Source organism: Pseudomonas sp. NFPP04, from assembly GCF_900113815.1.
Taxonomy (GTDB): domain Bacteria; phylum Pseudomonadota; class Gammaproteobacteria; order Pseudomonadales; family Pseudomonadaceae; genus Aquipseudomonas; species Aquipseudomonas extremorientalis.
The window spans coordinates 153,573-179,698 of sequence record NZ_FOQS01000010.1 but is presented as its reverse complement, the minus strand read 5'-3'; the positions used below and the strand labels follow the sequence as shown (position 1 = coordinate 179,698).

The window sequence follows — 26,126 nt, the reverse complement described above, 5'->3', positions numbered from 1 at the left end:
CCTCTTTCTCGTATGAGGTTGAGGCCATCATAGAACCTGATCGAATATCTATATAACGGGTAATATCTCTAACTGTTATCTGTTTTACCAATATATGCGCAGTAACCATTACCGTCAGCTGTCCGTGGTCACCCGCACCCGCGCTGAATCCTGCCACAACAATGCGACGAGTGCGCCGAGCGCCAGCAGGATGAGGACCGCGCCGTAGCCGTCGGTGGTGGCGATCAGGCCAAAGCTGCGAATCAGGTTGCCTGCCAGCAATGAAGGCAAACAGAACGCCAGGTAGCTGAGCACATAAAACGCCGACATCAGCCCCGCACGTTCATGGGGCAAGGCCAGTGGCACCACACTGCGCAAGGCGCCGAGAAAACCCGCACCAAAGCCGCTGCCGGCGATCAGGGTAGCGATGAAGAACAGTGCCAGGCTGGCGCTGTGCACGGCGGTGAGGATCAGCGTCACGCCGATGGCGAGCAAGCCGGCGCCCAGACGCAGCACCTTGTCGGCCGCACGATTGCGCAGGGTAAAGATCATCAGTGCGCCGCTCAGGGTCAGCACGGCCACCAGGCCGCCACCGATCAGGTTTGAAGTGGAGCCGGTGGCCGCACGCACCAGCGATGGCGCAAGGGACAGGTAGAACCCGCCCATTGCCCAGACGGCGATATCCACCGGCAACGACAGCCACAATGCCCGGCGCGCCTGGGGCGGTACGTGCAACGTCGGGCGCAGCGACGCCAGCGCGCCGGGGATGCGGCTCACGGTCTCCGGCAAACGCCATACGTAGAGGGCCTGCAACAGCATCAAGGCCAGCAGCGCCCAGTAGATCAACTGGGTCGGCAACGGCGCGTACTCCACCAGCAGACTGCTACCCATCGCCCCGCAGGCCATGCCCAGAAGCGGCGCCACGCTGTTGACCAGCGGGCCCTGCTGGCGGTCGGTGTCGAGCAATGCCGCGCCCAGCACGGCGGTGGCCATGCCGGTGGCAAACCCTTGCAGGGTACGGGCGGCAATCAACCAGGTCACGCTGCCTTCATTGATAAACAGCAACATCGCCAACATATTCAGAAGCAGCGCAGCAAAAATCACCGGCTTGCGCCCTAGGTGGTCCGACAATGAGCCAAAGGTCAGCAGTGCCGCCAGCAGGCTCAGGGCGTAGACCCCGAAGATCAGCGTGAGCATGCCTGCCGAAAAATGCAGGCCCTCCTGATACAGGTGATACAACGGCGTCGGCGCACTCGAAGCGGCCAGGAAGGTCAGCAAGGTGATCGCGAGGAACACCAGGCTGGAACGATGGGAAACAGGACTGGACATACGCACGCTCCGCTAAAGCTAATATTTTGCTTTTGCAGAGTGTGCTACCGGCCAGCGCTTAAAGCAAATTCTTTGTGTTAAGGTCACCAGCATGGCGATTAAAGAAGGCCTTCGCCCGGGGGGCCGCAGTGCCCGGGTCCAAGAATCAGTGCACAACGCGGTGCGCGAACTGCTGGAAACCCATGAGCGCTCCAGCGTCACCGTGCCGATGATTGCGGCGCGCGCGGGGGTTACGCCCTCCACCATCTACCGACGCTGGGGCGATCTGTCCGTGCTGTTGGCGGACGTGGCACTGGCACGCATGCGCCCCGACAGCGAGCCGGCCAACACCGGCAGCCTGCGCGGCGACCTGCAGGCCTGGGCCGAGCAGTACCTGGATGAAATGAGTTCGGAACCGGGTCGCAACATGATGCGCGACTTGCAGTGCTTGATCACGCCGGGGTACTGCGTGAGCATTCTGAGCGGGCAGTTTCAGGCGATTATCGAGCGCTATCCGGACGAGATGCCACCGAACGTGGACCATCTGATCAACCTGATCGCAGCGCCGACGGTGTTTCGCATTCTGTTCTCAAACGCGCCGCTGACGGTTGAAGAGCTGCACGGGCTGATCGAACTGGCACTGAAAGCCTGACATTACTCAAATACAAATGTGGGAGGGGGCAAACCCCCTCCCACATTTTTGACCGCGTTTACGTACGCATCCCGCGCCCACTCACCAGCAACCGTGCACAACCGATATACAGCACCACGGTGGCAATCAACATGAACGTGATCGCCACGCTGATCTTGATATCCGACACACCCAAAATGCCGTAGCGGAAGGCGTTGACCATGTGCAGCACCGGGTTGGCCAGCGACACGGTCTGCCAGAACGGCGGCAGTAAGGTGATGGAGTAGAACACCCCGCCCAGGTAGGTCAGCGGCGTGAGCACGAACGTCGGGATGATCGAGATATCATCGAAGTTGCGCGCAAACACCGCGTTGATGAAGCCCAGCAGCGAGAAGATCGTCGCCGTCAGTACCACCACCAGGATGGTGACCCCAAGGTGATGCACCTGCAGGTGGGTGAAGAACAGCGACAGCAAAGTCACGATCACGCCGACCATCAGGCCCCGCAGCACACCGCCCAGGGTGTAGCCGATCAGGATGGTATGGGGCGACACCGGCGACACCATCAGTTCCTCGATGGAACGCTGGAACTTGCTGCCGAAGAAACTCGAGACCACGTTGCCGTAGGAGTTGGTGATCACCGACATCATGATCAGGCCCGGCACGATGTACTCCATGTAGGTGAAGCCACCCATGTCGCCGATCTGCCGGCCGATCAGGTTCCCGAAGATCACGAAGTACAGGACCATAGTGATCGCCGGCGGCAGCAGGGTCTGCGGCCAGATCCGGGTAAAGCGCTTCACTTCGCGGTAGACGATGGTTTGCAGTGCGACAAGGTTGGGTTGCAGTTCGGAACTCATACCGCCACCTTCGTCAGATTTTTCTCCACCAGGGACACGAACAGCTCCTCAAGGCGATTGGTTTTATTCCGCAGGCTCAGTACTTCGATGTTCTGGGTCGCCAACTGCGTGAACAACGCGGTGATGCCCACGGCCTTGTCCACCTGCACTTCCAGGGTGTGGCTGTCCACCAGGCGGCTCGGGTAGCCGAGCAACTGTGGCGCTACCGACAGGTTGCTCTTCAGGTCGAGCAGGAAGGTTTCCACATGCAGCTGGCCTAGCAGGTTGCGCATGCTGGTGTTCTCGACGATGGTGCCGTGGTCGATGATGCCGATGTTGCGGCACAGTTGCTCAGCCTCTTCCAGGTAATGGGTGGTGAGGATGATGGTGATGCCCTTCTCGTTCAGCTCGGTGAGGAAGGTCCACATCGAGCGGCGCAGCTCAATGTCCACGCCCGCGGTGGGCTCATCGAGGATCAGCAGGCGCGGTTCATGCACCAGTGCGCGGGCGATCATCAGGCGACGCTTCATGCCACCGGAGAGTGAACGCGAAGGCACATCGCGCTTGTCCCACAGGCCCAGTTGGGTCAGGTACTGCTCGGCGCGTTCCTTGGCGATTTTCGCCGGGATGCCGTAGTAGCCCGCCTGGGTCACCACGATATCGAAGGTCTTTTCGAACTGGTTGAAGTTGAATTCCTGGGGCACCACGCCGATGGAGCGCTTGAGCGCCGCCGGGGATTTGTCCAGGTCGTGGCCGAAGATATTCACCGTGCCGCTGGTCTTGTTGACCAGGGTGGAGAGGATACCGATGGTGGTGGATTTGCCGGCACCGTTGGGGCCGAGCAAGGCGAAGAAGTCACCTTCGGCAACGTCCAGATCGATACCACTCAGGGCCTGGAAACCGTTGCCGTAGGTTTTGGTTAGCTGCCGGATGGACAGAGCGGAACTCATATCGGAATACGCACCAAAGAAGGGAATAGAAAGAGTAGATGGGGGCGCAGCCCAGGTAGTTCAACGGCGGCGCATGACAAGCATGGTGCTTGCCCGCGCCGCACAAGTACAGTCACCCGTATTAATAGTGGGTATTAAGTCAACGCGGTCATGACCGCTTTGCGGTAGGCCGGGCGTTGCTGCAGGCGCTGGTACCATGCCTCGAGATGGGGCATCGCAGGCCGTTCGATAGGCATTTCAAACCAGGCGTAAATAAAGCTGCCCAACGGAATATCGCCCATGCCTATCTCGTTGCCCGACAGATACGGCTGTGTGGCCAGGGCTTGATCAACGGTTTGGAGTACATCGATGCAGGCCTGGCGACCGGCGTGGATGTTGTCCCAGTTCTGTTTTTCCGCCGGGGTGCGCAACACGCCCCAGAACACGATCTTGAACGGTTCGGCGAAGGTGGAGGTGGTCCAGTCCATCCACTTTTCCGCATTGGCGCGAGCCTTCAGGTCGCTCGGGTACCAGCTGGAGGCCTGCCTGGCGCAGAGGTAGCGCACGATGGTGTTGGACTCCCACAGCACAAAGTCGCCGTCCTCGATCATCGGCACCCGACCGTTGGGGTTCAGCGCGCGGTACTGCGGCGTGTCGACCACGCCAAAAGCCCCGCCCGCATCAATTGCTTCATAGTCCAGGCCGAGTTCCTCGGCGCACCACAGTGCCTTCCTGACGTTTGATGAATTTTTACGACCCCAGATCTTCAGCATGACCGCGCCTTTATTGTTGATGAACATGGCTTGATGAAGGCAGCAGCATACGCCGGTTCACGCGCGGCTCAAATCGCTCTGCATATCACCCAGCAGGGGCGGCATTTCCTCGGCAAACAGGTGGGGGTAACACTGCTGGATATGCGCGAAGAAAAACGCCTCGGGCACGTCGGGAAATTGCCCATGGTCGACCACATACTCCATCGAGCGCAGGCCCTGGCGGTTGAACGCATGGAAGACGCTGTCGTGAATTCCATCGAAGTCCAGCGGCGGCACATCGAAGAGATCGCATAGCTGCTGGTTGAATGCGGGCGTGGCCTTGACCCAGCGATGGTTCAGGTAAAGCTCGGTGTAACCGTGCATGACGAACACATCACTCTTGAGCAAGGCGATCAGGCGCGGTGTCGACAGGTGATTGCGTACATCCGCCAGGCCGATGCGCGCCGGGATGCCGCAGTGTCGGGCGCAAGCTGCGAGCAAGGTGGCCTTGGGCACGCAATAGCTTTCGCCGGTGCTCAACGCGAAGCTGGCACTCAAGGTGTCTGGATCACGGCTGAAGGTGTAGGGGTTGTAGCGAATCGCCTCACGCACGGCGTAGTAAAGGCTGACTGCCTGGTCACTTGGAGCCGCGTGGGTTCCGCGATGTTTTTCGGCGAACTCCACCACCGCAGGGTGGTCACTATCGATGAAGCGGCTGGGACTCAGGTACGTATCCATGAGCTTTATCTCCGAAGGAAGCCTGGAGTCTAACCACAGGTCTGCCGGGGAGATAACGACGAATCGGCCAAATCTCGTTACACCCTGATCACCCCGCTTGTTCGGATGCCGACTAAGCTCCCTGGTGGTTTCGCCCCTGGTTTCACGGAGGATTGAATATGCTGTTGTTGTGGATACTGGTGCTGGTGGTCGGCATTGCCTACCTCGCACACCGCCGCGTCGCCCCCCTGCCCGCCCTGGGCGTGGTCGCCGTCTACCTGCTGGCGATGGGCGCCTGGGGCCACGCACCGGGTTGGCTGCTGCTGATCTTCTGGGTGTTGATCGCCGTGGTGGCCGCGCCCCTGCTGTTGCCTGACCTGCGCCGCCAATACTTCACCAAGCCACTGTTCAATTGGTTCCAGAAAGTCCTGCCGCCGATGTCCGAGACCGAGCGCGACGCCATCGACGCCGGCACCGTGTGGTGGGACGGCGAGCTGTTCAGCGGTCGCCCCGACTGGGACAAGTTGCTGGCCTATCCCAAGGCCCGGCTGACCGAAGAAGAACAGGCCTTCATCGACGGCCCCACCGAAGAACTGTGCGCCATGGTCAGCGACTGGGAAATCGGCCAGGCCATGGACCTGCCGCCCGCCGCCTGGGAACACATCAAGACCCACGGTTTCTTCGCCTTGATCATTCCCAAGGAATACGGTGGCAAGGGATTCTCCGCCTATGCCCACTCCCAGGTCGCAATGAAGCTCGCCACCCGCAGCGGCGACCTGGCCTCCACCGTGATGGTGCCCAACTCCCTCGGCCCGGCCGAGCTGCTGTTGCACTATGGCACCGAAGAACAACGCAACTACTACCTGCCGCGCCTGGCGCGTGGCGATGATATCCCGTGCTTCGCGTTGACTGGCCCGCTGGCCGGCTCCGATGCTGGCGCGATGCCCGACACCGGCGTGATCTGCAAAGGTGAATGGGAAGGCAAGGAAACCCTCGGCCTGCGCCTGAACTGGGAAAAACGCTACATCACCCTTGGCCCGGTCGCGACCTTGCTCGGGCTGGCCTTCAAGGCCCATGACCCGGATCACCTGCTGGGTGACGAGGAAGACCTGGGCATCAGCCTGGCGTTGATCCCCACTGACACCCCCGGCGTGGAAATCGGCCGGCGCCACCTGCCCCTGGGCGCCGCGTTCATGAACGGTCCCAACTCCGGCAAGGACGTGTTCATACCCCTGGAGTTCCTGATCGGCGGCCAGGAAATGCTCGGCAAGGGCTGGATGATGTTGATGAACTGCCTCTCCGTGGGTCGTTCGATTTCCCTGCCGGCGGTCGGCACCGGCGCGGCCAAGTTCACCAGCCTGGTGACCGGCCAGTACGCCCAGGTGCGCGAACAATTCAACGTGCCACTGTCGGCCTTCGAAGGTATCCAGGAAGCCCTCGCCCGCATCGGCGGCAACGCCTGGCTGATGGACAGCGCGCGCATGCTGACCGCCAATGCGGTGGACCTGGGGGAAAAACCGTCGGTACTGTCGGCGATCCTCAAGTACCACCTCACCGAGCGCGGCCGCGAGTGCATCAGCCACGCCATGGACGTGCACGGCGGCAAGGGCATCATCATGGGCCCGAACAACTACCTGGGCCGCAACTGGCAAGGCGCGCCGATCTTCATCACCGTGGAAGGCGCGAATATCCTGTCGCGCAACCTGATGATCTTCGGCCAGGGCGCGATCCGCTGCCACCCGTTCGTGCTCAAGGAAATGGCCCTGGCCGGTCGCGAAGACCATGACCAGGCGCTGAAGGAATTCGACAGCCTGCTGATGCAACACATCGGTTTTGCCGTGAGCAACGCCGCCAGCACCCTGGTGCTCAACCTCGGCGTCGGCCATTTCGAAAAAGCGCCAGGCAACCGTTTGAGCCAGGGTTATTTCCGCGCACTCAACCGCCAGGCCGCCGCGTTCGCACTGCTGGCCGACCTGAGCATGATGCTGCTGGGTGGCGAGTTGAAGCGTCGTGAACGCCTGTCGGCGCGCCTCGGTGATGTGTTGAGTCATATGTACCTGGCGTCGGCCGCACTGAAGCGTTACCACGACCTGGATTCGCCGGATCACCTGGAACCGCTGTTCGCTTGGGCCATGGAAGAAAGCCTGGGCGAATCGGAGCGCGCACTGGATGAGCTGCTGAGCAACTTCCCGAACAAGGTGCTGGGCTGCCTGCTGCGGGTGATCGTGTTCCCGTTCGGGCGTCGCCATACCGGCCCGTCCGATGCGCTGGACGCCGAAGTCGCCGCCGTGATCGGCCGCGCCAAAGGCGACCCGACCCTGGAAGAGTTGCTGGCCGGCTGCTACCGCCCGCAATCGGCGGAAGACCCGGTGGGTGCCCTGCAACATGCCTACGACCTGCTGGGCGCCAGCCATCCGCTGCAAAAGAAACTGCACACCGCGCTCAAGAGCGGCCAGGTCAAACCTGCTGCCGGCGAGCATGCCATTGATGCGGCATTGCACGCCGGCGTGCTGCAACCCGCCGAAGCGCAGACCCTGCGTGACGCTGAAGCAGCGCGGCGCAAGGTGATCGACGTGGATGACTTCAGCAAGGAAGAGTTGACCCAGGCTGAGGGTAAAGTCCGCTGAGTCGAGTGGTCATATAAAAATGGGCGCGAGGGGCATATACTCTCGCGCCCGTTTTTGCTTTAGAGGACTTATCTCGTGTCCAACGTCGTTGCCGATCATCTCGTCTTGCTCGACCACTTGCGCAGCATCCTGGTTGCCGTCGGCGAAGCCGAACAGGTGCCCGAGGAAAGCCATTCCCTGTTCCTGGAGCGCTTCGACGAACTGCGCGCCCTGCTGCCGATCGACCCGATCGAAAGCCAGTACCTGGGCCAGGACCTGATGAGCCAGGTCATCCTGCGCTACCCACAGATCGCCCACCTGGTGCCACGCGACCTGCTGTGGTTCTTTGGCGGTGACTGCCTGCACTTCATGCCCGATGAAGAACTGGACCTGTACCAGGCCCTGGAAGAGCGCCGCTTCGAAGCCGAACAGAACGACGAACCGTTCGACTGGAACCAGGAAAAACAGCTGCTGGCCATGCCCGACGACCAAAGCAAGCACTGATCAGCGATCCGGAATGGGCCGTCGCAATGTCGGCTCCTTCGCCATGCACTCCACTAGATAATCAATAAACACCCGCAACTTCGGCGGAAGATAGCGCGTGGGCGAATGCAGCAACCACGCCTCGCCATGATAGGACGCGATAAAGTCCCACGCCGGCAACACCTGCACCAAACGCCCCTCCTCCAGCGCATGGCGCGCCGTAAAGTAAGGCAGGCTGCCAATCCCCACATGCTGCAACACCGCATCCAGCCGCACCCCGGTGTGGTTCGCCGCATACCGCCCGCGCACCACCACCGTCACCGCCTTGCCCGCCTGGCGGAATTTCCAGCGCGAGTCCCCTGGCGTTTCCCCCAGGTAAATACAGCTGTGTTCCAACAGATCATGGGGATGGCCCGGCACTCCATGCTCGGCCAGGTACTGCGGCGTCGCGCACAACAAATGCTCGATGGGCAGTAACTGCCGGCCAACCAACCCCGGCGGCGGGCTGTCGGTGATGCGGATGCTCAGGTCGACATTGTCATCAATCATGTCCACCTGCCGATCCTCCAGGAGCAACTGCACGTCGACCTTGGGATAGCGCCGCAGGAACTCCGGCATATGCGGGTGCACCACAAACCGCCCCACCGCCTTGGGCACGCTGACCCGCACCAGCCCTTCAGCTTCGTGGGTGAACTGGCCGCTGATCTCCATCACCGAACGCGCCGCGTTGACCATCTCCTGGCAACGCTTGAACACCTCTTCCCCGCCCTCGCTCAGACGCAATTTGCGCGTGGTGCGTTGCAACAAACGCGTGGCCAGGGCCTTTTCCAGGCGCGAGATGCTGCGGCTCACCGAGGACGGCGAAGCGCCCAGTTGCCGGGCGGCTTCGGAGAAGCTGCCGGTTTCCACCACTTTGACGAAGATCGCCATCTCGCCCAGCAGTGGCAACGGTAGATTGATGCTCATGGTGCACAGGTCCATTGATAATTGAGCGGATTATCACCCATCTGCGCACTATTTATACTGCCCGCAGAACCCTGATGCGGATGTAGATCATGACCGAACGCCTGTTTTTCACCCACGACCACCTGACTGCCGAACTGGAGGTGCTGAGTTGCACGCCCCACGAAGACCAGTTCGCGGTGATCCTGCAGTCGACGATTTTTCATCCACAGGGCGGCGGGCAACCTTTCGATACCGGTTGGCTCGGTGAAAGCAGCGTGCTGCGCGTGACCCAGGAAGCCGATCACGTGGTGCATTACGTCGACCACCCGCTGGCGCCGGGCCCCGCCACCGCACGGGTCGATGAACAGCGCCGGGCGTTGCACACCCGTCTGCATTCCGCCGGGCACTTGATCGGCAACGTGGGCGAGACCCTGGGCTGGATGCCCATCAAGGCTCATCACTGGCCAGGCGAAGGCAAGATCACCTTTATCCGTGGTGAAGCCGCGCAGAGCATGGACGCCGAGACGATCCAGCAACAGGTCAACCAATGGATCGCTGCGGACTACCCGCGCCATATGAACCTGGAAGACGGTACCCGCCAGGTCGGCTTTGGCCAGTTGCCTGCGTATGCCTGTGGGGGCACTCATGTGCAGACCTTGGGTGAACTGGGCCAAATCACCATCCTGGCGTTATCGGAGAAAAAGGGCGCGTTGTCGGTACGCTACGAAATCACCTGAACCAGCCCCATTCACCCTTGTGGCGAGCGGGCCTGTTGTGGCAAGCCCGCTCACCACAGAAAATCGGCTTGTCAGAACAAACTTCCCTACACCTCAACCGCCCCCGCCCGCCCCGACTCCACCACAAACGACTTCAGCGTCGACACCCTGGCCGCCGGATCACGCGGGTCGGTAATCACGCGCAAGTGCGTGAGCATCCTGCCCGCCTCCACCTCCACCGACACATACCCCCGCTGGCGACTGTCAAAGAATTTCACATGGGGGTTAAGCGGCAGGATCTTGCTGAACGCCTCAAACGGCGGCCCGTCGGACGTCACCGACGTACCGACGAACTCCGTGGCGACCACAGGCGAATCCGGGTTGTTGCCATCGGCATGCAAGTCCGTCACCCAGAACGAATGGATATCGCCGCCCCAGAACACCGGATTGTTGACCCGGTTGCGCTCGAGGGAAGCCAGCATCCGCGAACGATTGGCCATGTAGCCATCCCAGCCATCGGTCCAGCGCCCCGGCTTGTGGTTGGTCAGGTCGCGCTGGGTCAACGGCGCCACCAGCAAGTCCTGGGCGATGATGTTCCACTGTGCCTTCGATTGGGCAAAGCCCCGGTCCAGCCAGGCCTCCTGCTGCCAGCCGAGCAGGGTGCGGGCAGGGTCGCGCAAGTCGTGGCAGAGGTTATCGGCGATATGCCCCTGGTGGCTGCCATTGGCCAGGACGCACGGTTGTTCGGAGCGGTACTGTCGGCCGTCCAGCACGTGGAAACGGGCCAACCGGCCGTAATCCATACGCCGATAAATGCGCATGTCCGGCCCTTTCGGCAAGCTACTGGCACGCAGCGGCATGTGCTCATAAAAGGCCTGGTACGCCGCCGCCCGTTGCTGCAGAAACTGCCCCACCGGGATCTTCGGGTCCTGGGACCAGCGATTGGCGTAATCATTCTGCACTTCGTGATCGTCCCAGGTCGCCACGCTCGGTGCAGCAGCGTGAAGGGCCTGTAGATCAGGATCGGTTTTGTACAAGGCATAGCGGTTGCGGTAGTCGCTGAGGCTCACCGCGTTGCCGCTGCCATGGGGACGAATGATCTTGCCCGAGTCCGCTGCGTAGGAACTGTCGTAGATATAGTCCCCGAGAAAAAACACCAGGTCGGGTTGCTCCTGCGCCAGGTGGCGATACGCACTGAAATAGCCACGCTCCCAATGGGAGCACGAGACAAACCCCAAGCGTGCCGACACCATGGCATGCACCGCCGGTGCCGTGCGCGACTGCCCCACCGGACTTTGCGCGCCGAGCCCTTCGAACTGGTACCAGTACGACCTGCCCGGCTCCAGGCCCGCCACCTCCACATGCACCGAATGCCCCCAGCGCTCGCTGGCCATGACCTCGCCCTGGCGCACCACGCGGGTCATCGCCGCATCGTGGGCAACCCGCCAACGCACCGGCACCGGGCGGCTCAAGCCACCCCGGCCATCGCCAGCATTGAACAGCGGCGCCAGGCGCGTCCAGATCACAAACCCGTCAGGCAATGGATCGCCGGAGGCCACGCCCAAAGTGAACGGGTAGTCCACCCCGGCACTGCGCGCAAACGGGCTGAGGATCGAAAAGGTGGTGGCAACGGCCAGCCCGGCGAGGACCCGCCGCCGACCGTGATCGACGTCGCCGCTCACGGCCGAAACTCCCAATCCTCACGCAGGGTGGCGAACACCAGCATGTCTTCATGCACCCCATTCTTGAGGAACGCCCCGCGCAGGCAGCCTTCGTACTGCAGACCGATTTTCTCCATGACCCGCGCCGATTCCTTGTTGCGACTGAAACACTGGCTGCCCACACGGTGCAGGCCCAGTTCGCCAAAGCCGTAGTCCATCAGCGCGGTCGCCGCCTCGGTCGCATACCCCAGGTTACGTGCATCCGCCGCCGTCCAGCCGCCAAGGTGCCCATAGTGATGAGCCGCATTGATGCGCAGGCTGGCGATGCCGATCAGTTCGCCGCTGTCGCGCACATGCACGCCCAGGCTCAACAACCCCACCGAGCGAAATTTCTCCTGCATGCCGTCGATAAAATCCTGCGCCGTTTGCAGGGTATAGGGCGACGGAATGCTCGCCGTGTTATCGGCGATCTTCGGCCCGTTGGCGAGGGTGCACAACGTCTCGGCCTGGTGCTTTTCCAGTGCTTTCAATAGAAGTCGCGGAGTTGAAAGACATGGCAATTCGCTACTCATCTTTGGGGGCCCTCGATGTAAAGTTTTTGAGAATGCCCCTGTCGGGTTTCAATTCTGTTACGTCACAAAAATGACCCAAGAGTCGCCTGTAATACCCGTCCTAGAGGCCTCAAAACGTCAATTAAAGTTAACCAATCGGTCATTTTTGGTTGTTAGCGTGTCGCCCCTAATTCAATAACGGGGTAGCGGAATGAGAACCTGGGACGAACCGAAAAAACGCAAGGCGCACATCGAACTGATCCCGATGATCGACGTGATGATGTTCCTCCTGGTGTTTTTCGTACTCGTGAGCCTGAACGTGATTCCGGCCCTCGGCATGAAGACCCAACTGCCGAGCGCCAGCAGTTCGCAGCAGCTCAAGCCGCAGAACAAATTCATCCTGACCCTGGGCCTGGAAGGCCAGTTGCAACTGGATGGCAAGGACCTCACGGTCGATGGGCTGGTGCCGGCGTTGAAAGCGGCCGAAAAGCCTGACACCAAGTCGACCATCATCGTGAACAGCGACAAAGGCGTCGAGGTTTCGCGCCTGGTGGAGGTGATGGACACCCTGCGTCTGGGTGGCTTTACCTCCGTGTCCATTGCCACGCGTAAGTCCTGATCATGTACGTATTGTTTCGTGCGCGTCAGCTGCTGGGCAGCGTCCCGGCCCTGATCGCTCTGGTGCTGATTGCACTGGGTATCCAGTCCCAGACCTTGAAGGTCGAACCGGTGTATGACGAGTCCGCCGTCGAGTTGGCGCTGGTCGAACCGGAGCCGGAGGTGATCCCGGAACCGGTGGTGGAACAAGAGCCGCCACCGCCGGTGATCGAGGATGAAGAGGCCGAGCCGGCCCCGCCGCCGCCCAAGCCGCTGCCAAAACCCAAGCCTGAGCCCAAACCCAAGCCCGTGCCCAAACCCGTGGTGGCCAAGCCAACGCCTGCGCCGACGCCGCCACCGGTCGCCGCCAAACCGGCGCCTGCGGCCGTGGCCCAGGCCGCGCCGACACCAGCGCCGCCCGCCCCTCCCAAGGTCGACGGCCAAGCGCTGGAAGGCAGTTACCTCAAGGGGCTGCGCAACGAGTTGGACACCTACAAACAGTACCCCACCGGGCGCCAGGCCTCCCTCGAACGCCCGAGCGGCGAAGTGGTGGTGTGGTTGCTGGTCGACCGCCAGGGTCGGGTTCTCGACTCCGGCTTGCAAACCCAGGCCTCGAGCATGTTGCTCAACCGGGCCGCCACCAACAGCTTGCGTCGCATCAAGCAAGTCAAGCCGTTCCCCGAGCAAGCCTTCGGGGGCCGCAATGAGCAGCGCTTCACCGCCACCTTCAACTACAGCGTGCAATAAGCACCCGACACCAGGACGACAGAGATGAGGTTCACACGGATTCATCTGGCACTTGTTGCCGCAAGCATGGGCCATGGAATGGTCATGGCCGATACCAGTGACAGTGACGTCGGGACCATTGGGGTTCAGGGCAAGGCCACGGCAGGTGGCGGCTACATGGTGCAGGAAGAAAGCATCAAGGGCCGCTCCACCGTGACCAAGGAAGCGCTGGATAAACAGACCGCCACCGGCAACGCCGTGGACAAGCTCAAGTACACCCCGGGCTTGAACATTTCCAGCGAAGACAACACCGGTCTGTCAGGCTTTCGCTTTACCATGCGCGGCCTCAACTCCGACCAAGTGGGGATGTCGGTGGACGGCATGCCGATCAACGACTCCGGCAACTACGCGCTGTACTCCAACCTGCTGGGCGACCCGGAAAACATCGAGCAGATCTTCGTCACCCAGGGCTCTTCGGAAGCCGACGGCCCGCACATCGGCTCCAGCGGCGGCAACATCGGTATCGTGACCATTCGCCCGACCAAGGAAACCGGTGCGTTCGTCAAACAGATCATGGGCAGCAACGCCACCCGCAAGACCTTCGCCCGCCTCAACACCGGCGAGATCAACGGCCTGAGCAACTGGCTGTCGGCCTCCCATACCGAAGGCCAGATGTGGCGCGGTTCGGGTGCCGTGCGCGCGGACAAGGTCGAGTGGAACAGCTTCTTCGACGCCGGCGATGGCAACACCGCCAACCTGATCCTCAAGTACCACGAGCAGGACAACAACAGTTACAGCCAACTGACCAAGGCGCAGTTCCAGCAGAACGGCCGCAAATACGACCCTTACCCCGCCACCCCCACCGTGGGCAGCAACGGCAAGTACAACAGCTACTACGCCCTGGCGCAGAACCCGTTCCAGACGTTTACCGCGGTGCTCAACACCCAATTCAAACTGGCCGACAACCTCGCGCTGTCGGTGATCCCGTATTACTACTGGGGTAACGGCAGCGGCGTCGGCTCGTCCAGCTACGCCCTGAACCGCGGCTCGAACCAGGGCGGCGTGTTCGACCTGGGCAACCTGCCCACCGGCGCTCAATACAACGCCGACGGCACCCCGAACAGCGGCGTGTACTATCGCCCTTCACGCACCCAGACCTGGCGTCCGGGCATCACCACCAAGCTTAACTGGGACCTGGGCGATCACAGCCTGCAAGTGGGCTACTGGTACGAGCGCGCACGCCAGAGCCAGACCCAGCCGTTCATTCCGCTCAAGGCCAGTGGCAAGCCGGTCGACACCTGGCCGGACGCCAACGAGGCGGTGGTGGATGCCAATGGCAACACCATCCAGGGTCGCGACCGTTTCACCATCACCCCCGCGCAGAAGGTCTGGGCCCAGGACACCTGGTACATCAACTCGGACTGGACCCTGATTGGCGGCCTGGCCTATATGAACGTCAAGCGTGACGGCACCAACCATGGCAGCCTCACCGAGCAAGCAGAAAAACGTAACCAGACCTACAACAAACTGCTGCCCAACGCCGGCCTCAAATACCAGGTGGATGAACGCGACCAAGTGTTCTACAGCCTGTCGCGCAACATGCGCATCCCGCAGAACTACGTGCTGTACGACAAGGGCGTAGGCTCCATCGACGCCAAGCCGGAAACCAGCTGGAACCACGAACTGGGCTGGCGCTACACCGATGAAGACATGACCGTGGCCGCCACCTTGTTCTACATGCAGTTCAAGGATCGCCAGGTGTCGTCGCGCGATATCAACGGCGACTTCGCCGACATCAACGCCGGCTCCGTCAACAACAGCGGCCTGGAACTGGAGTGGAGCGGCCTGTTGCCCAATCACTTCAACTACTACACCTCCTACACCTACACCAAGGCCGAGCAGCAAGACGACTTGACCGTGTACAACGCTGGCAAAGCGATCGTACTGCCCACCAGCGGCAAGCAGTTCGCCAACGTGCCGAAAAACATGCTGGCCGCCAACATCGGCTACGACGACGGCCGCTTCTACGGCACCTTCGGCGGCAAGTACACCAGCAAGCTCTACGGCGATTTGACCAACGACGAAGCCATCTCCGGGCGCACCGTATTCAACGCCGGCGCCGGTATCTACCTGCCGGTGGACAAGAAAGTGGTCAAGGACGCGACCCTGCGCCTGAACGTCGACAACCTGTTCGACAAGAAGTACCTGGACGGCGTGTACACCACCAAGACCAACGCGGCCACCTACGGCGGTTTCCGTGACGGCGACCCGGCCTACATCGTGGGCCTGGAACGCACCGTGACGGTTTCCCTGGAAGCCAATTTCTAATTGCGAGGTAAGTGAACATGGACATGAACCTGCTCCACGACATCACCTTCTATGTGATGTATGCCGCGATGGCCATCGCGATCTTCATCACCATCGAGCGCGGGATTTACTTCGCGTATGTACGCCGCCAGGCCCATGCACTCACCGAAGTGCTCGGCGCCAACGTGCACAGCGAACGCGACCTGCCGGAGAGCCTGACCCGTCGTGACAGCCTGCCGTTGAGCATGGTGCTGCCGGTGCTGGCACAGAAGGCGTCGAACGGCTCGCGCAAGGACCTGGATGACGTCATCGAGACCCAGTACCTGACCACCCGCGCGCCGCTGGCCCGCAGCCTGTGGATCATCGAAACCATCACCACCGCCGCGCCGCTGTTGGGTTTGCTGGGTACCATCCTCGGCATCATCGACACCTTCAAGGCGTTGGCGACGGCAGGCGTGTCGGACCCGGGCCAGATCTCCGGTGGCATCGGTACGGCCCTGTTCGCCACCGGCCTGGGGATCGCCATCGCACTGTTTTGCGTGGTGTTCCACAACTTCTTCCAGGACCGCCTGGAGCGCATCAACGACCAGCTGAAAATCCTGCTGATCCGCGCCGCCACCGGTGCCCGTGTGCAGAGTGAAGTGCCGCATCGGGTACCGACGCCGCTGCACAGCCGCACCGCATAAACCTGTGGTGAGCGGGCTTGCCCCGCGTTGGGTGGCGCAGCCACCCCATATCCAGGCACCTCGGTCTTTCTGGGACAACGCGGTGGACTGTTTGGGGCGGCTGCGCCACCCAGCGCGGGGCAAGCCCGCTCACTACATCAGTGAAGAGAGTGTTATGTCCGTCTCCTTGAAATTGCGTATCGCCGGCCTTGCCGGCTTGCTCCTCAGTCCGCTGGCCCAGGCGGACTTTTCGATTCCGGGGTTTGAACTGGTACACACCGTACCGGTGGACACCGCCCTCGGCACCGACGACCTGCGCCAGCCCGGCCCGGTATGGAGCGAACTGTTCGACGGCGCCAAAAGCCGCATCGATATCGGCCAGTTCTACGCCGCCGATCACCCCGGCTCGGTGATGGACCGTGTGATCGAGCGCCTGGAAGCCGCCGGCAAACGCGGTGTGAAGATTCGCTTTTTGCTCGAAGAAAAAGGCATCAAGTTGTCGGAGGCCTCCACCCTGGAACGCCTGCGCGCGATCCCCAACCTGACCTTTCGCGTGTTGCCCTACGCCCGTGTAAGCGGCGGGATCATCCACGCCAAGTACCTGGTGGTGGATGGCAAGCAGGCGTTTGTCGGCAGCCAGAATTTCGATTGGCGCTCGCTGGAGCACATCCACGAAACCGGCCTGCGCATCACTGATCCGACGGTCGTGGGCCAGGTGCAGGCCATCTTCGAACAAGACTGGAAAGCCCAGCAGGCGTTGGCCGACAATCAGCCGGTGCCACTGCCCGTCGCGGGTAAAGAACCACCGCGCACCGGCAACTATCTGGTCGCCAGCCCGCAGCGCTACAACCCGCCCGGCGTGGGCGACTCGCAGCTGGAACTGCCGCGTTTGTTGAGTGAAGCCAAACAGGAAGTGCGCGTGCAACTGCTGGACTACGCACCGTTGTCCTACGGACCGGACAAGACCCGTCCGTACTACGCGGTGATCGACAATGCCGTGCGCGCGGCGGCGGCGCGTGGGGTGTCGATCAAACTGATGGTGTCCAACTGGAACACCGACAAGCTGGAACTGCCCTACCTCAAGAGCCTGGCGGTGCTGCCCAACGTGCAGATCAAGATCGTCACCCTGCCCGAGGCCAGGCAGGGATTCATTCCTTACGCGCGGGTGATTCACAGCAAGACCATGGAGATCGACGGCCAGGTTGCGTGGGTCGGCACCAGCAATTGGCTGGGTGGCTACCTGGATAATTCGCGCAACCTGGAAGTGGTGATGCGCAACGAAGCGATGGCCAGGCGTGTCGGGGAATTGCATGAGCAGCTGTGGGATGGGCCATATGCCAAGGCATTGGATGTGACAGCTGAATACGCGGCTGCGCACCCGGGTACTTTGTAATACACCATCAGTTGCGGACATTTGAATTCTTGAGATTGGCAGCTAGCCTTCTCAGGCTCCGGACGCAGCTTTAGCGGTGCTGCGGCTGGAGCCCACTGACATGAGAGCATTGCCATGAAAACCGCACCCTTTCGCACCTTGTGTACATTGCTTCTGCTTATTCCACTCAGCGCCTGCGTCAACAGCCCGCCAACACTCACTCTGGTGACCTTTGCCGACGGTACACGGGGCCTCAAGACGCCCGTGGATACTGGCGCACCGGGGCCTTCCCAAGGCGACCTGTTTGTCTTCGCTCAACCCCTGATGGATCAGGATCGCCAGGACATCGGACACAACAATGGCTATTGCGTCACCACGCAGCCTGGCGTTCACAGCCAATGCCAATGGACACTGATGTTCGTGGATACTGCCGGGCAGATCACGGGCACCCTTGTCGTCGGCGGACAGGAGTACGAAACCGGCTTATCCACCGTCGCACTCCTAGGCAGTACCGGCAAGTATGCCGGCTTCACTGGCCATATGACTTCCGAACCCATGCCCGACGGTACATTCAAGCAAACCTTGTATCTGACTCCTCGCTGACCCCGCAAAATGCCGCTCATCAACGCGCGGCGTTTTCTTATTGAAGTAGGACATTTCACTGATCCGCACCTCCCATCTCACGCCTTCACAGTGTTAGTGTGTGGAAATGTTTCTGACAGATCGATCAGAAACCTCCTACTCACTACCTGCAAAGGAATGCGTCTCTCCATGCACTTTCCACTCAAGCAATTGGCGGCTGCCACCCTGTTTGCGGCGAGCCTTTCGGCTGTTACCTGCCCCGCCTTCGCCAACATCACGCCCGAGCAAAGCACGGCGATTCTCAAGAACTTCAACGAAACGTCCGTCACCGATTTTCGCGGCTTCCTCGGCGCGCTGGCTAAAGGCGACCTGGGCAAGACCAGCGACGTCGGCCCGGCAATCAGTGCCTTTCTCGACAACAAAACCCTGAGCGCCGACCAGCAGAACGAAATCAATCGCCTGCTGGGCATCTACACCCGGGTGAAGTACGGCAAAGCCGCCCTCGAAACCCTGCGCGAGCTGGTGGAAATCCCGACCTTCAACGTGGATGGCCTGCCGCAGTACAAGAACCCGGAATTCATCAAGATCGCCGGCAAGCTCCAGGACCTGGCCAAGGCCTTTAACCTGAACTTCCGCAACATCGACAACCGCGTGTACGAAATTTCCCTGGAAGGCAGTGGCGACGACGTCGTCGGTATCCACGCCCACGCCGATGTGGTGCCGGTGACGCCGGAAAATTGGGTGCTCAAAGATGGCACCAAACTCGACCCGTTCAAGGTCACCCTGATCGGCAACCGCATGTATGGCCGTGGCACCGAAGATGACAAGAACGGCATCGTCGTGGCGATGTATGCCATGAAGGTGATCAAGGAAGAAAAGCTGCCACTGGCGCGCAATTTCAAGCTGCTGGTCGACACCACCGAAGAAACCTCCGGCGACGCGATCCCTTACTACTTCGAAAAGAACCCGACACCGCAATACAACCTGGCGCTGGATGGCGGCTACCCGGTGGTGATTGCCGAGAAAGGCTACGGCACGGTGATGGCAACCTTCCCGCGCCGCAAGGGTGAAGGCAAAGGCGCGGAAATCATCGCGATGACCGGCGGCATGGCCACCAACCAGATTCCGTCGGCATCGGTGGCGACCTTCGTCAGCGACAAGCCTGCCGAGTTGGCCGCCAGCCTGCAAAAGGCCGGCAGCGAATACGCCAAGCGCAACGGCGGCGATTTTGAAGTGGCCGCCAAGGTCGACGGCAAAGACGTCAAGCTGACCGTCACCGGCGTGTCCGCTCACTCCTCCGAGCCGGAGTCCGGGGTCAACCCGGTGGCGCGCATGCTGGAGCTGATCCACAGCGTCGACGGCAAGATCGCCCTCAAGCACAACCACATCACAGACGCGGCGCGGTATGCCTCCGAAAACTGGGGCCTGGACTACCTGGGTGGCAAGTTGGGCGTGGGCTTCTCCGACGAGTTCATGGGGCCACTGACTACCTCGCTGACTTTTGTCGGCCTGGATGAAAAAGCCTTCAAGCTGGCGGTAAACCTGCGGGTGCCGAAGGGCAAGTCGCCGGAGAAACTCAAGGCCGAGATCGCCGACAAGCTGAGCGCCTGGGACAAGAAAGCCAAGGTCAAGGTGGACTTCGCCTACTCGGTGGCCGAGCCGATGTACCGCAACCCGGAAGGTGAATGGGTCAAGGCACTGCTGGCAGTCGCCACGGAAAACCTCGGCATGGAGCACAAGTTCGGCACCTCCGCCGGCGCAACCTCCGTGCATGAACTGCCCAACGGCGTGCAATTCGGCCTGGCGCGCCCGGAAGTCAAATACACCGGGCACACCGACGGCGAGTTCAAGACCGTCGACCAGTTCCTGCTCGACCTGCAGATTGTCACCGAAATGATGGGCCGTATCGGCCAGCTGCCGAAGCTCTGAGCCCAAAGCACTGATGCAAAGGAGCCCGCCGCAACGGCGGGCTCTTCAGGCTTGCAGCCTCAACATATCCTCGAAAAAACCACCGACCGGTTCCGTGGGATGGCACAGCTGGATTTCCAGCACCCAGGCCATTTCACTCGGTGGGATGTCCAGATCCGCCAATTCCTTGTTCTCGAACAACGCGTGGGGGAAGTCCGCCAGGCGATGCCCCGCAAGGTTGCGCGCCAGCCTCCAGCCTTTTGCCACGGCGCTCTGCTCGGCGAAATCATACAGCTCTCGACCGGTGAGGCCTCGCAACCAGGCGTCGCGGGTCTCGTCGAACACCTCGTGCAGCGCGGTCGTGCAGGCCAGGTGCAACGGCGCGTCACCGAACACAAAGGTATCGCCGTAGTCGCCTTCATAGCCGTCCCACACCGGGCCCAAATCAACCACGACGATATCGCTGGCGCGCAGCCTGCGCTGGCGGTCGACCCCTTCGCGGGGTGGGCGGACCGTGTCGGCGCCAAAGCGAATATAGGTCGGGTGCCAGGTGTGCGATGCGCCCATGGCCTGCAGTTGTTCGGTGGCCATCTCAAGGGCTTCGCCGGTGGTCATGCCTACCCGCAGTCGGCTGGCAATGGCCGCCAGGGCGCGGATGGATTGGTCACGGGCCGCCAGCATGCCGTCAAACGAGTAACGGGGGCCGACCTTTTCCCAGATCGGATCGAACGCAGGTGTAGGCGCTTGCGTGCCTGCGCCACCACTGGGCACAAAGGCTTCGGCGACAAACCGGTGAGCCGGCAAGCCCGCGTCGAGGCACTGCTCGCGGACCTGGCGGATCATTGCGCCGTTGCCGCACGCGTACACCTGGGCGACTTGCCAGTGATGCCCATGACCCAGCGCAACGTCCTGCACGCGCCCCTGCGAAGCCAGCACCGGGTGCCAGTGAAAACGCGGGTGATCGATGACGGACTGGTCCAGGAACACGCGATCATAGAAGTCTGCCGGCTGCGCACCGCCCCAGTACAACGTCACCTCGACATTGCGCTTCAAGGCGCTCAGCAGGATCGGTTTGATGCCGGCGTAGCCGGTGCCCGTGGCGAACAGGACCACAGGGCTGTCATCCACGTCCTGCCAGGTGCAGGCACCAAAAGGCCCCTCCAGTTGCAGCACGTCGCTGGCCTCCAGGTCGCCCAGAACAGCCTCGGAAAACAGCCCGCCGCGCACCTGGCGAATCTGAAAGACCAGGCGCCCGTCATCTTCGGCCGGCAGGTTGGCGATCGAGAAACACCGCGAGTCACCGTCGACCAGACGGAACTTGAGGTACTGGCCGGCACGCACCGCCAATGGCAGGTCCGGCATCAGCACCAGCTCAATGATGTCAGGGCTCAATGCGCACTTGCTCAGCACTTGCGCCTCGACACTCAGCGCGGGGGTGTCCAGGGCCCAGCCGGGGATTTCCAGGCGCATATCGCCGCAGGCGTGGCTCTGGCACAACAACATTTCATTAGCCGCCAATGGATAGCACGGCGCGGGGGCGTTCGGCGCCAACTGCCTGGCCCGGTACTGCCCTTCTGCGACTACCACCTTGCACGATCCACAGGCACCGCGCCGACAGGAAAACGGCACGGACAGGCCACTGGCGAGCATCGCATCGAGCAACAGCTCATCACCGGCCTCAAAGGTTTTCCCCGAGGGGGACAGTTCGATGACATGACGTGTATTCATAACAACCTCGGGGGTGAGTGAGGCTTGATTGTTGCGCTAGACTAGGCCCATTAAAACCTCCAGTTTTGGATACTTCAGATGGTCCAGATGCGTAAATGGCGGCCGCTGCTCAAGCTGGACGAGAGCGCCAGCCAGGCGTCCTACCGCAAGATCGCCGAAGGCCTGGTGACGGCAATCGTCGAGGGTCGCTTGCCGCCCGGCACCTTGCTGCCGGGCACGCGGGAAATGGCGCAATTGCTCGACGTCAACCGCAAGACCGTGATCCTGGCCTACGAAGAAGCCATGACCAAAGGCTGGCTGGTCAGCGAGCCGCGACGCGGGACCTTCGTCAATGTGCAATTGGCGCCCAAGCCATTGCCGAATCGCGCGCAACCGTCCTTCGCACCGCCCGTCCTGGCCCAGGCGAACGCGCCGTACTTCACCCAGAACGCCCAGGCGACGGCACTGCAACATCGGGGTGGCGCACTGTTTTTCGACAACGGCACCAGTGACCACCGCCTGCTGCCCCAAGCCGTGCTGCACCGCCACTACCGCAATGCCCTGCGCAACAGCTTCGCCTCCAATACGGTGCGCTATGGCAGTGAGGGCACCGGCTATGAGTTGCGCTGCGCCCTGGCCGAAATGCTGCGCAACAACCGCGGGCTGACGGTCAGCGCCGAGAATATCTGCCTGACCCAAGGCACCCAGATGTCGCTGTACCTGAGCGCCAGCCTGCTGCTCAAACCTGGCGACGTGGTGCTGGTGGAACGCCTGAGCTACCCGCCCGCCTGGGAGATTTTCCGCAAGCTGGGCGCGCAGTTGGTCACCGTGGATGTCGACGACGAAGGCTGTCGCACGGACCAGATCGATCGTCTGTGCCGCGAGCACAAGGTGCGGATGATCTATCTCACGCCGCACCACCAATTCCCCACCACCGTGAGCCTGCACGCAGCGCGTCGGCAACAGCTGCTGGCATTGGCGGCGCTGCATGAGTTCTGCATCATCGAAGAAGATTACGACCACGAATATCACTTCAACGGGCGACCTTACCTGCCGCTGGCCAGCGACCGTTCACAGCGCCATGTGCTCTACGTCGGCTCGTTGTCCAAGGCGCTCGGCTCGACGTTTCGCTGCAGCTATGTGGTGGCTCCCACACCCGTCATTGAAGCCCTGCACGGCAACGCTGCGTTGATGCTGGGCGATGCCGACGCGGTGGCGCAGAAGATGCTCGCGGACCTGATCAACGCGGGTGAATTGAAGAAACACCTGCGTCGGGTATCCAAGGAATACCGCGCCCGCCGCGAAACCTTGCAGGGCTGTCTGCATGCGGCATTCGGTGATCGGATCATGGTGCGCGAACCCGAAGGCGGGCTGGCGCTGTGGGTGCGTTTTGAAGATCGGATAAACGTCGATCAGATGGTGGCCACCGCATTGGAGCATGGGCTGGTCGTACGCAGTGGTCGGCAGTTTTCGCCGATGGACCGGCCGGAAAATGCGTTGCGCCTGGGCTTTGCCTCACTCAATCAGGCGGAAATCCGTGAGGCCACGGTACGCCTGGCCAAAGCGGTGAACCTGTGCGCACACAAAAATGCCGATCATCGCTGATCGGCATGCGGTTAGAGCGACAGCAGGAAGCGGGATTTCTCTTCGGCCCGGGCCAGTTCCGGGAACTCCAGCAGCAGCGCCCGGTTGCCCCGGCCAATATGCTCCATCACCGCCCGTGTAATGTACTCACGCACCATGCCCGTCGAGACGTAATACATGGCCCAGGCTTGTTCGGGCGTACAGTGGCCGATCTGTTCTTCGATTTGCGTGTACGCCTCGTCATCGTCCGACTTCACGTCGCGCTGATATTCCGCTTGGCCCATGATTGATCTCCTTCAACGGCACGCCTGCAACAGCCCGGCATGCCTGGTCATTCAGCCGGTCACGTGCCGCTCTTCACTTTGGTCCACACACGCGTGCGGATTCGCTCCAACTTCAAGGGCAGCGGTTCAAGGGGAACCAGTGTGGCAATGGTCTCTTTGGACGGATAAATCCAGGGGTTGTCGCGCAGCTTCTGCTCGACCAACTCGGTAGCGTCCTTGTTGGCGTTGGGGTAAAGCGTGTGGTTGGAACTCTTGGCAATCACTTGCGGCTCAAGCATGTAGTTGATAAACGCCAGACCCTGCCTGGCATGCGGCGCATCCTTGAGCAGCACGAAGTTTTCCGACCACACCAACCCGCCCTCGCGCGGCAGGCTGTAGGCAATCTTGCGCCCGGTGTTGTTTTTTTCATTGATGGCCTGTGCCGTCAGCGCCCCGCTCGCCCAGCCCACCACCACACAGATGTTGCCATCGGCAAAGTCGGCATCCGTCCTGGATGAATCAAAGTAAAGGACGTAAGGGCGGATCTTCAGCAGCAGCGCCTGGGCTTTCTGGTAATCCTCAGGGTTCTGGCTGTTGCTGGGCAGCCCGAGATAATGCAAGGCGATCGAAATGATTTCACTCGGGGAATCGAGCATCGCCACGCCACACGACTTGAGCTTGCTGATGTTCTCTTCCTTGAAGATCAGGTCCCAGCTGTCCACCGGGGCATTCTCGCCCAGGGCGGCCTTGACCTTGTCCACGTCGTAACCAATGCCGGTGGTGCCCCACAGGTAGGGCACGGCGTAGCGGTTACCCGGGTCATTGGCGGAGAGCAGCGCCAGCATCTCCGGATCGATATGCGAGAAGTTGCTCAGTTGAGAGCGGTCCAGCGGCGCCAGTACGCCGGCCTTGATCAGGCTGGGCAAGACATTCGACGTGGCGACGACCACGTCATACCCGGTACGCCCGGCCATGACCTTGCTCTGCATGATCTCGGCACTGTCGAAGGCATCCATGTGCATCCGGGTGCCGGTTTTCTGCTCGAATTCCTTGGGTGTTTCCGGGGCGATCAGCCCGAACCAGTTGTAGAGGTTGACCCGGGGTTCGGCCGCCGAGACCGGCGCGCTCGCGCCCACACAGACCAGCGCCGCCATGAACATGGCGCGCAAACGGGGTTGACTCATATTGCTATCCTTGTCAAAAACGACAGGCCATCATGGCCTTCATCCGCTGAGGGGTGAATATACTCGGCACGTCCGATTAGTAAATACCTAGAAGTACTTAGCCCAGCCCCATGAATGCCTAACCCTAAAGGGGTAGTACATGTCGCTCGACCTTCACAACCTGGCCTGGCATCGGTCGGCCGGGACGCTGATCATGCAACTGAACCGACCGGCGTTCTGGAGCTCACTGGTTCGCGTGCTAAAGGAATACGTCCAGATCGACAACTGGGTCGTGCTGATCTTCAGCGACCACCAGGTACGGGTGGTCAGCGTGACTGAGGTCGCCGATGCGGACGAAGTGGACGCGTTGACCCAGCGCTACGTAAAAGGGCTGTACCTGCTCGACCCGTTCTACATTGCCAACCGCGAAAACCCGCAGAGCGGCTTTTTTCATCTGTCCGACATTGCGCCGGAGCACTTCCTGACCACCGAGTATTACCACCAGTATTTCGCCCAGTACATCAGCGTGGATGAGGTGCAGTACAACGTACAACTCGACGCCGACAGAACGCTGTGCATTTCATTTGGCAGCAACGCGCGATACAGCCCGCAGCAGATCGCGACCCTGGACATTATCAAGCCATGGGTGATGGCGTTGATGCATCAACGCATGTGCTTTGAGACTGATGCGGAAAAAAGCCAGGACGAACCGCCACCCTGGTCAGAGGCCATCGTGCAACTGGGCACACAAATCACTGCGCGCGAAAAAGATGTGCTCAAGTTGCTGTTGAGCGGTTTTTCCAACAAAGAAATCGCCGGCAAGCTGAACCTGTCGGCAGAGACCATCAAAGTTCACCGTCGCAACCTCTACAACAAACTGAACATCAAGTCTCAGTCCGAGTTGTTTGCGCGTTTTTTCATGCCGGCGCAGGAGGCCCAGACGGCGCAGTGAACGCAGCCGCAGCGGGCCTGCGGCGGCTCTGCACAAATCACGCACAAACAAAAACGCCGATCATTGCTGATCGGCGTTTTTGTCGAATATGGAGCGGGAAACGAGACTCGAACTCGCGACCCCGACCTTGGCAAGGTCGTGCTCTACCAACTGAGCTATTCCCGCAAATGGCGTCCCCTAGGGG

24 protein-coding genes and 1 tRNA gene are annotated in these 26,126 nt (G+C 61.3%); 13 read left to right on the top strand and 12 right to left on the bottom strand.

Translation table 11 applies throughout. The annotated features are described in order from the left end of the window. Window positions 1-114: 114 nt before the first annotated feature. Window positions 115-1,308: an MFS transporter gene (locus BM017_RS21020; RefSeq protein ID WP_092247972.1), complete on the bottom strand. Its 1,194-nt coding sequence runs from the start codon at window positions 1,306-1,308 to the stop codon at window positions 115-117. 91 nt (window positions 1,309-1,399) lie between these two features. Between BM017_RS21020 and BM017_RS21015 the strand changes: the two genes are divergently transcribed. Next, window positions 1,400-1,939, top strand: coding sequence for a TetR/AcrR family transcriptional regulator (locus BM017_RS21015; RefSeq protein ID WP_092247969.1), 540 nt, complete (start codon window positions 1,400-1,402; stop codon window positions 1,937-1,939). A gap of 58 nt (window positions 1,940-1,997) precedes the next feature. Here the strand turns inward: BM017_RS21015 and BM017_RS21010 are convergent, their stop codons facing one another. From BM017_RS21010 to BM017_RS20995, 4 genes are all read right to left on the bottom strand, one after another. Beyond that, the gene (locus tag BM017_RS21010) at window positions 1,998-2,777 is read right to left on the bottom strand and encodes an ABC transporter permease (RefSeq protein WP_025858807.1); all 780 of its coding nucleotides are present in this window, start codon (window positions 2,775-2,777) and stop codon (window positions 1,998-2,000) included. Next, a complete protein-coding gene (locus tag BM017_RS21005; RefSeq protein ID WP_092247966.1) occupies window positions 2,774-3,706 on the bottom strand; it encodes an ABC transporter ATP-binding protein in 933 nt (310 codons plus the stop codon). Before BM017_RS21005 ends, BM017_RS21010 begins: the two co-directional genes overlap by 4 nt. A 134-nt stretch (window positions 3,707-3,840) precedes the next feature. Then, window positions 3,841-4,458 (bottom strand): glutathione S-transferase family protein, encoded by a 618-nt coding sequence (locus BM017_RS21000; RefSeq protein ID WP_058427209.1) that lies wholly within the window; start codon window positions 4,456-4,458, stop codon window positions 3,841-3,843. A gap of 57 nt (window positions 4,459-4,515) precedes the next feature. Continuing rightward, window positions 4,516-5,175, bottom strand: a complete 660-nt coding sequence (locus tag BM017_RS20995; protein WP_092247963.1) for a transglutaminase-like domain-containing protein — start codon at window positions 5,173-5,175, stop codon at window positions 4,516-4,518. Window positions 5,176-5,333: 158 nt separating this feature from the next. Here BM017_RS20995 and BM017_RS20990 point away from each other — a divergent pair, with 158 nt between their 5' ends. Together BM017_RS20990 and BM017_RS20985 are read left to right on the top strand one after the other, a co-directional pair. After that, window positions 5,334-7,781, top strand: coding sequence for an acyl-CoA dehydrogenase (locus BM017_RS20990; protein ID WP_071492244.1), 2,448 nt, complete (start codon window positions 5,334-5,336; stop codon window positions 7,779-7,781). A 75-nt stretch (window positions 7,782-7,856) separates the two neighbouring features. After that, window positions 7,857-8,264 carry a PA2817 family protein gene (locus BM017_RS20985; RefSeq protein ID WP_010211653.1) on the top strand — a complete coding sequence of 136 codons (408 nt, stop codon included), beginning with the start codon at window positions 7,857-7,859 and terminating at the stop codon, window positions 8,262-8,264. Here BM017_RS20985 and BM017_RS20980 read toward each other — a convergent pair whose 3' ends face one another. Beyond that, window positions 8,265-9,209: a LysR family transcriptional regulator gene (locus tag BM017_RS20980; protein ID WP_092247960.1), complete on the bottom strand. Its 945-nt coding sequence runs from the start codon at window positions 9,207-9,209 to the stop codon at window positions 8,265-8,267. A gap of 89 nt (window positions 9,210-9,298) precedes the next feature. Here BM017_RS20980 and BM017_RS20975 point away from each other — a divergent pair, with 89 nt between their 5' ends. Continuing rightward, the gene (locus BM017_RS20975) at window positions 9,299-9,925 is read left to right on the top strand and encodes an alanyl-tRNA editing protein (RefSeq protein ID WP_092247957.1); all 627 of its coding nucleotides are present in this window, start codon (window positions 9,299-9,301) and stop codon (window positions 9,923-9,925) included. An 86-nt stretch (window positions 9,926-10,011) separates the two neighbouring features. Here the strand turns inward: BM017_RS20975 and BM017_RS20970 are convergent, their stop codons facing one another. Next, window positions 10,012-11,586, bottom strand: a complete 1,575-nt coding sequence (locus BM017_RS20970) for an alkaline phosphatase D family protein (RefSeq protein ID WP_092247954.1) — start codon at window positions 11,584-11,586, stop codon at window positions 10,012-10,014. Beyond that, window positions 11,583-12,137 carry a GNAT family N-acetyltransferase gene (locus BM017_RS20965; RefSeq protein ID WP_092247951.1) on the bottom strand — a complete coding sequence of 185 codons (555 nt, stop codon included), beginning with the start codon at window positions 12,135-12,137 and terminating at the stop codon, window positions 11,583-11,585. Before BM017_RS20965 ends, BM017_RS20970 begins: the two co-directional genes overlap by 4 nt. 190 nt (window positions 12,138-12,327) lie before the next feature. On the opposite strand from BM017_RS20965, the gene BM017_RS20960 reads away from it, so the two are divergent. The 7 genes from BM017_RS20960 to BM017_RS20930 all read left to right on the top strand — a co-directional run bounded on the left by BM017_RS20960 (window position 12,328) and on the right by BM017_RS20930 (window position 20,294). Then, window positions 12,328-12,735: an ExbD/TolR family protein gene (locus BM017_RS20960; RefSeq protein ID WP_071492239.1), complete on the top strand. Its 408-nt coding sequence runs from the start codon at window positions 12,328-12,330 to the stop codon at window positions 12,733-12,735. A 2-nt stretch (window positions 12,736-12,737) separates the two neighbouring features. Continuing rightward, on the top strand, window positions 12,738-13,460 hold the full coding sequence (locus BM017_RS20955; protein WP_092247948.1) for an energy transducer TonB family protein: 723 nt from the start codon (window positions 12,738-12,740) through the stop codon (window positions 13,458-13,460). 24 nt (window positions 13,461-13,484) lie between these two features. After that, window positions 13,485-15,767: a TonB-dependent receptor gene (locus BM017_RS20950; RefSeq protein ID WP_092247945.1), complete on the top strand. Its 2,283-nt coding sequence runs from the start codon at window positions 13,485-13,487 to the stop codon at window positions 15,765-15,767. A gap of 17 nt (window positions 15,768-15,784) precedes the next feature. After that, window positions 15,785-16,432, top strand: a complete 648-nt coding sequence (locus tag BM017_RS20945) for a MotA/TolQ/ExbB proton channel family protein (protein WP_092247942.1) — start codon at window positions 15,785-15,787, stop codon at window positions 16,430-16,432. 154 nt (window positions 16,433-16,586) lie between these two features. Continuing rightward, window positions 16,587-17,804, top strand: a complete 1,218-nt coding sequence (locus tag BM017_RS20940; RefSeq protein WP_092247939.1) for a phospholipase D-like domain-containing protein — start codon at window positions 16,587-16,589, stop codon at window positions 17,802-17,804. 114 nt (window positions 17,805-17,918) lie between these two features. Further along, entirely contained in the window at window positions 17,919-18,386 is a 468-nt protein-coding gene (locus BM017_RS20935; protein WP_092247936.1) for an allene oxide cyclase barrel-like domain-containing protein, read from the top strand. A 168-nt stretch (window positions 18,387-18,554) separates the two neighbouring features. Then, a complete protein-coding gene (locus BM017_RS20930; protein WP_092247928.1) occupies window positions 18,555-20,294 on the top strand; it encodes a dipeptidase in 1,740 nt (579 codons plus the stop codon). A 45-nt stretch (window positions 20,295-20,339) separates the two neighbouring features. Here the strand turns inward: BM017_RS20930 and BM017_RS20925 are convergent, their stop codons facing one another. Beyond that, a complete protein-coding gene (locus tag BM017_RS20925) occupies window positions 20,340-22,001 on the bottom strand; it encodes a M24 family metallopeptidase (RefSeq protein ID WP_092247924.1) in 1,662 nt (553 codons plus the stop codon). Window positions 22,002-22,079: 78 nt separating this feature from the next. Between BM017_RS20925 and BM017_RS20920 the strand changes: the two genes are divergently transcribed. Next, window positions 22,080-23,585: a MocR-like pyridoxine biosynthesis transcription factor PdxR gene (locus BM017_RS20920; RefSeq protein ID WP_092247921.1), complete on the top strand. Its 1,506-nt coding sequence runs from the start codon at window positions 22,080-22,082 to the stop codon at window positions 23,583-23,585. 11 nt (window positions 23,586-23,596) lie between these two features. Here BM017_RS20920 and BM017_RS20915 read toward each other — a convergent pair whose 3' ends face one another. Beyond that, a complete protein-coding gene (locus BM017_RS20915; protein ID WP_092247919.1) occupies window positions 23,597-23,848 on the bottom strand; it encodes a hypothetical protein in 252 nt (83 codons plus the stop codon). 59 nt (window positions 23,849-23,907) lie between these two features. Beyond that, window positions 23,908-25,011 carry a polyamine ABC transporter substrate-binding protein gene (locus BM017_RS20910; protein ID WP_092247916.1) on the bottom strand — a complete coding sequence of 368 codons (1,104 nt, stop codon included), beginning with the start codon at window positions 25,009-25,011 and terminating at the stop codon, window positions 23,908-23,910. 139 nt (window positions 25,012-25,150) lie between these two features. Between BM017_RS20910 and BM017_RS20905 the strand changes: the two genes are divergently transcribed. Further along, window positions 25,151-25,942, top strand: coding sequence for a response regulator transcription factor (locus BM017_RS20905; RefSeq protein ID WP_092247913.1), 792 nt, complete (start codon window positions 25,151-25,153; stop codon window positions 25,940-25,942). Between the two features lie 89 nt (window positions 25,943-26,031). On the opposite strand, the gene BM017_RS20900 is transcribed toward BM017_RS20905, so the two are convergent. After that, a tRNA-Gly gene (locus tag BM017_RS20900) sits at window positions 26,032-26,107 on the bottom strand. Between the last annotated feature and the right edge of the window lie 19 nt (window positions 26,108-26,126).